This window comes from Streptomyces calidiresistens, from assembly GCF_014141525.1.
Classification (GTDB): domain Bacteria; phylum Actinomycetota; class Actinomycetes; order Streptomycetales; family Streptomycetaceae; genus Streptomyces; species Streptomyces calidiresistens.
Genome location: NZ_VKHS01000204.1, coordinates 1 through 7,504 on the forward strand (window position 1 = coordinate 1; position 7,504 = coordinate 7,504).

At 72.3% G+C, this 7,504-nt stretch carries 5 protein-coding genes; 1 reads left to right on the forward strand and 4 read right to left on the reverse strand.

Annotated elements, in window-relative coordinates; translation table 11 throughout:
• Positions 1-78: 78 nt before the first annotated feature.
• Genes FOE67_RS10990 through FOE67_RS11000 form a run of 4 tightly spaced genes read right to left on the reverse strand, consistent with a single transcriptional unit; the run spans position 79 to position 5,862 of the window.
• Positions 79-2,697 (reverse strand): aminotransferase class III-fold pyridoxal phosphate-dependent enzyme, encoded by a 2,619-nt coding sequence (locus FOE67_RS10990; protein ID WP_323384701.1) that lies wholly within the window; start codon positions 2,695-2,697, stop codon positions 79-81.
• 58 nt (positions 2,698-2,755) lie between these two features.
• Positions 2,756-3,574 carry a 3-oxoacyl-[acyl-carrier-protein] synthase III C-terminal domain-containing protein gene (locus tag FOE67_RS10995; protein WP_228473763.1) on the reverse strand — a complete coding sequence of 273 codons (819 nt, stop codon included), beginning with the start codon at positions 3,572-3,574 and terminating at the stop codon, positions 2,756-2,758.
• 54 nt (positions 3,575-3,628) lie between these two features.
• A complete protein-coding gene (locus FOE67_RS29180; protein ID WP_228473764.1) occupies positions 3,629-3,799 on the reverse strand; it encodes a hypothetical protein in 171 nt (56 codons plus the stop codon).
• Complete coding sequence (locus tag FOE67_RS11000; protein WP_182663072.1) at positions 3,796-5,862, reverse strand: AMP-binding protein; 2,067 nt, start codon at positions 5,860-5,862, stop codon at positions 3,796-3,798. Before FOE67_RS11000 ends, FOE67_RS29180 begins: the two co-directional genes overlap by 4 nt.
• Before the next feature lie 601 nt (positions 5,863-6,463).
• Between FOE67_RS11000 and FOE67_RS11005 the strand changes: the two genes are divergently transcribed.
• Positions 6,464-7,504 (forward strand): beta-ketoacyl-ACP synthase III (locus FOE67_RS11005; RefSeq protein ID WP_182663074.1); only part of this gene is annotated, 1,041 nt, incomplete at its 3' end.

Consider the following 7,504-nt stretch of genomic DNA (forward strand, 5'->3'; position numbering starts at 1 on the left):
GGGTGGAGGGGTGCCGGGGCCGTCCGTCCGCGCGGCCCGGGGCGGGACCGGGAGCCGCAGCGGGGAGGGGTGCCCCGGTCACGTCACGAAGAACCCGTCGTCGGCCATCTCGGCCACGCTCAGGTCGAACGCCTTGCCGACGACCGCGAGATCGTCGTCGGTGTGCGCGGTGCTGAGGAGGAAGCTGTGCAGCTCCGGGATGTACACGCCGTGTCGGCGCATGTAGTAGGCCAGCGCGATCGTCGCCTTGAAGTTGCTGCCGGCCATGCGGTCGCGGTAGACGCCCGCCGATCGGTGGCTGAAGTTGAGGGAGAAGATCGCCCCGCGGGCACCGACCCGGCAGGGGATGCCCCGCTTGCGGGTGCTCTCGATCAACTCATCGCGCAGCCGCTCCGTCTTCTCCTCCAGCTCCCGGTACAGGTGCGGATTGTCGCGCAGATGCCGCAACACGGCCGCGCCGGCGCGGCAGGTCAGGGAATTGCCGCTGAGCGTACCCCCGGCGAAGGCCCGCTGCTCGTAGTCGAGGAAGGGGTCCTCGGTGCTCCGGCACATCTCCACCAGGTCGGCCCGGCCGACCACCGCGCCGCACGCCAGCCCGCCCCCGATGATCTTGCCCAGCAGGGTGAGGTCCGGTTGGACGTCGACCAGGCTCTGCGCACCGCCGTAGGTGACCCGGTAACCGGTGACCACCTCGTCGAAGATCAACGGGACGCCCCATTCGGTGCAGCGCTCCCGCAGGGCGGTGAGGAACTCGCGGTCCAGCGTGGCGGTCGAGGACGGCAGGGGTTCGACGACCACGCACGCCAGGTCGTCGGCCTCCGCCCGCAGACGGTCCAGGCCGCCGATGTCGCCGTACTGGAGCACCCGGGTGCCCTTGACCACCGCCCGCTGGGAGCCGAGCGACCCGGCGATCGGCTCGGGGGCGTGCTTGTCACCGGTGAACCGGAACCACGAACTCACCATCCCCTGATCGGAGAAGCCGTGGTAGTGCCCCTCGAACTTCACCACCGTGTCCCGCCTGCGGTGGGCGCGGCAGAGCCGGATGGCCGTCAGGGCGGCCTCGGTACCGGAATTGCACAGCAGCGCGCGCTCCGCGCCCGGCAGCGAGTCGACCAGGAGCTCGGCGAACTCGACCTCCGGCTCGTTGCCGATGGCGTTGACCGGACCGGCGGTCGCGGCGGAGGTGATCGCCTCGGTGACGACCGGGTGCGCGTACCCCAGGATGTGCGGCCCGTACCCGCCGGAGAGATCCACGTACTCGTTGCCGTCGACATCCGTCACCCGGCCGGCGCGCGCCTCCCGCACGAACAGCGGGTAGGTGCTGGGGAAGAAGTAGCGGTGCATGTGGGTCGGCGCCACCAGAACCCTGTCGGCACGGTCCCGCATCCGCAGCGAGCCGGGGATCTGCTCGGCGAACCGCTCGTCGAAGCGGGCGCGGATCTCACGGCTCATGTAGGGCGAGTACCGGTCGGTGAACTTCCGGGCGTTCCGCCAGATGTCGATGTCCGGGTCGAGCTGGGAGGCGAAGCCCTCGCAGGACAGGAAGACCAGCTCCACCTTGGTGAAGCTCGTGGTGTACCGCGCGCCGTATGTGCGCAGGACGGCACTGACGTCACGGAAGTACCCCACGGTGGACCAACGGTCGGAGACGAGGTCGAAGTGGTGCTCCAGCACCGCGACGAGCTCGGCGGTGTACTCCTTCTCCCGGCCGCGCAGGCGCTCGCGGCCCTCCACGAAGTGCTCGGTGAAGCGGCGGGCGGCGACCTCCCACTCCTTGCGCGTGCAGGCGTAGTAGAAGGAGGACAGCCCCCACTTCTCGTCCTCCGTCAGCTCCACGGTGATGCCGTAGTCGAGCAGGATCAGCTCACCGGACTCGGAGAAGAGGATGTTGCCGGGGTGCGGATCGCCGTGCGCGACGCCGTGCATGTACAGCATCGTGTAGATGGTGTCCTGGAGCCGGCGGGCCAACCGCGCCGGCTCCATGTCGACCCGGTGGGCCTCGTTGCCGCGAATGCCGTGCATGTACTCCATGGCGAGCAGGCGCGGGGTGACCAGCTCGGGCACGACCCGCGGCACGCGCACATACGGGTGGCCGGCGAAGTTCCGGTACACCTGCTTCTGCCGGGTCGCCTCCAGGATCATGTCCGCCTGCGAGCGGAACAGGTGGGCCACCTCGGTGAAGCGGCGCGTCCCGTCGGCGGCGGCGACGGCCGGGACGAGCCGTTCCGCCGCCCGCACCCCGCGGCCCATCAGCCGCAGGTTCCGCTCGATGTGCTCGGGCACACCGTCCTTCACCAGCTTGACGGCGACCTCCTGACCGTCGATCAACCGCGCCCGGTGCACCTGGGCCACGGAACCGCTGGCCACCGGCGTCGGGTCGAACTCGCGGAAGACGCTGTTGAGCGGGGCGCGCAGTTCCCTCTCCACGGCGGCCCGGGTCGCGACCTCGTCCATGTGGGGGCCGTCGTCCTGCAGCGTGCGCAGGCTCTCCACCCACTCGGCGGGCACCAGGTCGGACCGGGTGGCCATGAGCTGACCGAGCTTCATGTAGATGGGCCCCGCCTCGACCAGGCACTCCAGCACCCGCCGGGCCTCCTCCTCCCGGTGGTCGGCGCGGGGCCGACGCAGGCGCGAGACACCGTAGCCGACAGCGCTCCCCAGGGCGTGGGTGAGCGGTTTCAGCGGAAGATTCGCCACGTTGGTCCTCTCCGAATTCCCGAATTCCCGGTTTCCGGGTCCGTCCTCTCCCACGCGCTCAGTACACGAAGGAGAAGGCGCTGAACGACATACCGGCGCTGCCGACCCATCCCAGGGCGCGGTCGCCCCGGCGGAGTCTCCCCTCCTCGACGGCACCCGCGATCGCGGTGGGCACCGAGGCCGAGACGATGTTCCCGGTCTCCTGGAAGACGTGGAAAACGCGGTCGCCCAGCCCCACCGAGTCCGCCATCTCCTGCCAGAAGCGCCTGGCCGAGGCGTGCGTGAAGACGGCCCCGATCTCGTCCGTCGGCGGATCGAGCCGCTTGAGGACCTCGACCGCCTCGGAACGCGCGGCTTCGTGCAACTCGAAACCGAAGGAGGTGAAGCGGCCCACCCCGTTCCGGGCGACCTTCTCCGAGGGCGCGCAGAACCCCTCGTGGCCCTCGAGCGGGATGTTGCACAGGTCGGCGAGGTCGGGACGGGAGGAGAAGGCGAACGACCACGGTCGGCCGCCGTCGGCGGTGAGGACGGTCGCGGTGGCGGCCTCACCGACGGTGTAGGCGGGGAAGCTCCAGGAGACGGCGTCGGCGTCGGGGAGCGCGAACACCCCCGGGTAGACGGGGCCGCCGGAGTGGAGGCTGAACTCCGCGTTGACGATCATCGCGGTCCGGCAGGCACCGGAGGCGAACAGCCCCTCGGCCAGTTGGACCGCGCGGACCCAGCTCATGCAGGCGTCGATCACGTCGAAGCACTGGGCCCGCAGCGTGCCGAGCGCGGCCGCCGCGTGGTAGGCGCCGCCGGGCTCCAGGAAACCGCGGCCGATGCCGGTGTAGATCAGCACGTCGACGCCCTCGGGCGTCACCCCGGCCCGCTCCATCGCCTCCCGGCCGGCCCGGGTCAGCAGGTCCAGCGGACGCTCCCCCTCGGCGGCCTAGCGACGGTTCTCCGATCCGCAGTAGGCGAGCCAGAAACGGACCTTCTTCACCGCCTCGTCGAGGTCCCCCTCGATGACGGCGGCGCTGTGCTCGCGCACCATCTCCAGGATGTCGGCGTTGCTCACGCGCCGCGAGGGCAGCGCTGCGGCGACGGCGGCCAGCCTCATCGGTCCGCTCCCTTCGGTCCGGTCCCCACCATCCGGGCGGCGACCCGGGCGGCGAGATCGTCGATCGACTCCGATTCCCACATCACCTCCGGGGGCAGGTCGCCCCCGCTCCAGTCCTCCAGCACTCCGTGGAGCTCCAACAGTTGGAGGGAGGAGGTCCCGTGGTCCGCCAGGCTCCTGGCCGGGTCCACCGCCGTGCCCGCCGGCAGCTCGTCGGCCAGCCATTCGGTGACCCGGGCCAGGCAGGCGCCGCGCAGGGCGTCGGCGGCGGAGGGGACGCTCCGAGTCGGTCGGTCCGGCCGTGCCGTGCCGGTCGGCTCGTTCGACGCCCCCGGCGCGACGGCGTCGAGTCGGGCCTTCACCGGGAGCGCGTCGGCCAGGAACTCCTCGCGGGCGCGGGCGCGCCGCACCTTGCCGCTGGTGGTCACGGGAACCGCTCCGGTCTCGGTGACGAGCACCCCGGCGATCAGGTCGTGAGCGCGCCACACGGCCTCCCGGACCTCCCGGGCCACTTCCCGCGGGGACGCGGCGTCGTGCCGGGGGGTCTCGACGACGACCACGGGGAACTCCGTCCCGCCGTCGGTGACGCCGAAGGCGGCGGTGTGGCCGCGGCGGACCGCGGGGTGGCTCTCCTCCGCGGTGCGTTCGAGGTCCTGCGGGTAGTGGTTGGTGCCGTTGACGATCACCACGTCCTTGATGCGACCGCAGACGTACAGCGCGTCGTCCTGCACGAAGCCGAGGTCCCCGGTGCGCAGGTACGCGGTGCCGCTCTCGCCCTCGATCTCCGCCCCGAAGGTCCTCTCGTTCTCCTCCGGGCGCTCCCAGTAGCCGGGGGAGACGATCGGACCGGTGACCCAGATCTCCCCCACGTGCCCGCTCGGCAGCCGCCGGCGGGTCTTGGGGTCCACCACCGCGATCCCGGTGTCGCCGATGACACCGCCGACGGCGACCAGCGGGCGCGTGCGGGGATCGTCGCTCGGCATCACGGGAGCGCCCGGCACGGCCGTCGCGAAGGTGCCGCTGCGCACCGGCCCGCCGTAGGGCGTGCTGGTCACCCGCAGGGTGGCCTCGGCCAGCCCGTAGGAGGGGCAGAGCGCGGCGGGGTCCAGGCCGTGGGGGGCGTACGCCTCGGCGAAACGCTCCAGGGTGGCGAGGTGCACCGGTTCGGCGCCGTTGCCTGCGATCACCAGGGTGCTCAGGTCCAGCTCCGGTGCGGTCCCGGAACGTTCGGCCTCCTCCATCGCCTCGACGCACAGGTCGTAGGCGAAGTTGGGGGCCCCGGTGTGGGTGCCCCGGTACTCACTGATCGCGCGCGGCCAGCGCAGCGGGCGACGGACGAACGTGGCGGGGGCCATCATGACGCTCGCGGCGCCGGCGAAGACCGGCAGCATCACCGAACCGATCTGCCCGTAGTCGTGGAAGTGGGGCAGCCAGGCCACCCACCGGCTGTCGGCGTCGAACGACCAGGCGGCGGCCGCCTCCGCGCACTGGCGCACGGCGTTGTGATGGGTGATCACCACCCCCTTGGGGGTGGAGGTGGAGCCCGAGGTGTACTGGAGGTAGGCGATGGTCCGCGGCGTGATCCCCTCGTCCACCATCGGGACGGTGGGGGCACCGGGCTCGTCGGCCCCCGTGTCGGTCGTCAGCCAGGGGATCGTCGCCGGTCGCGATCCGTCGGCGAACAGCGAGCGACGCGAGAGATTGCGCGAGGTGGTGAGGACCGCCGTCGCCCGGCAGTCCTCGGCGATCGCCTCCACGGTCGGCACCGTGCGGCGCTGCGGGGTGTACAGCGGAACGGCGATGACCCGGGCGTAGAGACAGGCGTAGAACGCCACCACGTAATCCGTTCCCGCCGGGTGGAGCAGCAGGGCCCTGTCGCCGGGTTCGAGGTGCTCGCGCAGCCGCGCGGCGAGGGCGGCGGCACGTCGATCCAGTTCGCCGTAGGTCAGGGTGTCCGAGACCTCCAATTCGCCTTCGAGGAAGGTGAACGCGGTCCTGTCGGGGGCGGCCCCGGCGTGTTGGCGGAGAATGCCGACGAAGTCGTCTTGTCGCCTGGCTTCCACGTGTTTCCACCTCATTCGTACGGGCGCGTGGGCACGGAGGGGCACAGCCCCGCGGGTTCCCCGAGCGGTGAAGGAAGGCGATGCCGGGAATCCGGGACGGGCACGACCGGCCGGTGGGGGCGTGTGCCGTCGCCGATTCCGGCGGGGAGCGGGTGACCCCGCCCCGGGGCCGAACCGGGGTGGCGACGCACGACGTCGCTTCGGCATCCGAGCCTTGCAGCGAAAGGACCCGGCGGGCAATGACAACATTCGGAAATCTTTTCCGGCGACCTTCGGGATAACGGAATTCCGCGTCGACGGCCCGGTGGGCGCCCCGTCCCCGACCCCACCGGGAAGGCCGCGCGCAAGGGAGGGCGCCGGATTTCGGGTTCCCGGAAAAACCGTCGGCGCTCTTTTCCGATTTCTGTTCTTGTTCGTCCCGCCCGGCCGGTGGCAGGCTGACCGGCGGGAAATTCGGCCCCGGCCCCGCGGGCCGATGCCGGACCGTGCGGCGGGGTCCGCCGCACGGTCCGGCATCGTTCCGCCGACGCGCGGCACCTCCCGGCGCCCCGACCCCGGCACGCCGTTCCCGGCGTCATCCGACCTAGGAGTCACGACTGGCATGCACCACCGACACCCCCGTGCGGCGGTCCTCACCGGCATCGGATCCTGGCTGCCGCCCGACACGGTCACCAACGCCGATCTGGAGGCCGTGCTCGACACCGACGACACCTGGATCCGGCAACGCACCGGTATCGCCTCACGCCGACGGGTGGCCCCCGGGATGGCCACCTCGGATCTCGCGGTGGAGGCGGGCAGGCGCGCGCTGGCCTCGGCCGGCCCCGGCACGGTCGACGCGGTGGTGCTCGCCACCACCACCCCCGACCGGCTCTGCCCGGCCACCGCTCCCGATGTCGCCACCCGTCTGGGGCTCGGCGAGGTCGCCGCCCACGACGTGTCGGCGGTGTGCGCCGGGTTCCTCTACGGCCTGGCGAGCGCCGCCGGGTTGATCGCCACGGGAACCGCCGAGCGCGTCCTGCTCATCGCCGCCGAGGCGTTCAGCACCCTCATCGACCCCCGCGACCGCGCCACCGCGGTGCTGTTCGGCGACGGCGCGGGCGCCGTGGTCCTGCGGGCCGGCGAGCCCGACGAACCCGGGGCCATCGGCCCCATCGTGCTGGGCAGCGACGGCCGGGGACAGGAGTTGTTGAACGTGCCCGCCGGCGGCTCCCGTCGACGCGAACCGACCGGGGAGCACCCCCGCCACCTGCGGATGACACAGGGCTCCCGGGTCTACCGCGAGGCGGTGACACGGATGACGGAAGCCTCCCGGACCGCCCTGGAACGCGCCGGCTGGCGACCGGGGGACGTGGACCGCCTGGTGACGCACCAGGCCAACGCCCGGATCGGCACGGCACTCGGCGAGGCCCTGGCGATCCCCCCGGAGCGGCGGGCCGCCAACATCGAGCACGTCGGCAACACCGCGGGGGCCTCGATCCCGCTGCTGCTCGACGAGGAGCACCGCTCGGGCGCGCTCACGGCGGGTCGGCGGGTGCTGCTCGCCGGGTTCGGGGCCGGACTCTCCTGGGGCGCCACCACGCTGGTCTGGCCCCTCACCGCCCGCCGCCCCGCGTCCCGGCCCGCCGCGACGGACGTCGTCCGC

Bases quoted from the DNA above. Each gene is read 5' to 3' on its own strand.
- FOE67_RS10995 (WP_228473763.1), bottom strand. From the start codon at position 3,574: ATGGAGCGGGCCGGGGTGACGCCCGAGGGCGTCGACGTGCTGATCTAC.
- FOE67_RS29180 (WP_228473764.1), bottom strand. From the start codon at position 3,799: ATGAGGCTGGCCGCCGTCGCCGCAGCGCTGCCCTCGCGGCGCGTGAGC.